This window comes from Stenotrophomonas sp. TWI1409 (genome assembly GCF_039673015.1).
Lineage (GTDB): Bacteria > Pseudomonadota > Gammaproteobacteria > Xanthomonadales > Xanthomonadaceae > Stenotrophomonas > Stenotrophomonas maltophilia_A.
The window spans coordinates 1-421 of record NZ_JBDJKU010000147.1 but is presented as its reverse complement, the minus strand read 5'-3'; the positions used below and the strand labels follow the sequence as shown (position 1 = coordinate 421).

1 protein-coding gene is annotated in these 421 nt (G+C 67.9%); it reads right to left on the bottom strand.

The annotated features are described in order from the left end of the window. Positions 1-60 precede the first annotated feature (60 nt). Positions 61-297, bottom strand: a complete 237-nt coding sequence (locus tag ABE423_RS20730) for a hypothetical protein (protein WP_049429401.1) — start codon at positions 295-297, stop codon at positions 61-63. Between the last annotated feature and the right edge of the window lie 124 nt (positions 298-421).

The following is a 421-nucleotide window of genomic DNA, read 5'->3' as shown; positions in this document are numbered from 1 at the left end:
GGCAACCCCTGGGCAAATAGCGGTTGCCGGCCAGCGGCCGGCACTACCGACGCAGATGCATCACGGCAGGCCGCGCCACTCCGGCACGAACAGGCCGGCCAGGAACCACAGGCCGTAGACGATCCACAGGCAGAGGAAGTAGAGCTTGATCTGCGCTTCGTCCCACAGGCTGCCCCAGCTGTCGACGAAGGCCAGCGACTTCCAGCCTTCCATCCAGGCCGCGCCACCCCAGCGCAGCACCCAGGTGGCGAACAGGCTCCAGGCGGCGAATATCCCGATCCAGGCCAGCAGGCTCATCGCTTTCCCCTCCCCGGGAAACGGATGCCGGGTAGTGGCGGCGGCGGGGCGGGCACCCAAGGGGTAATTGCCCAAACCCCCCCCCGCCCCCCCCCCCCCACCACGATAAAAAAACCCCAAGTGG

Coding starts and splice junctions, on each gene's coding strand:
- ABE423_RS20730 (WP_049429401.1), bottom strand. CDS start 297: ATGAGCCTGCTGGCCTGGATCGGGATATTCGCCGCCTGGAGCCTGTTC.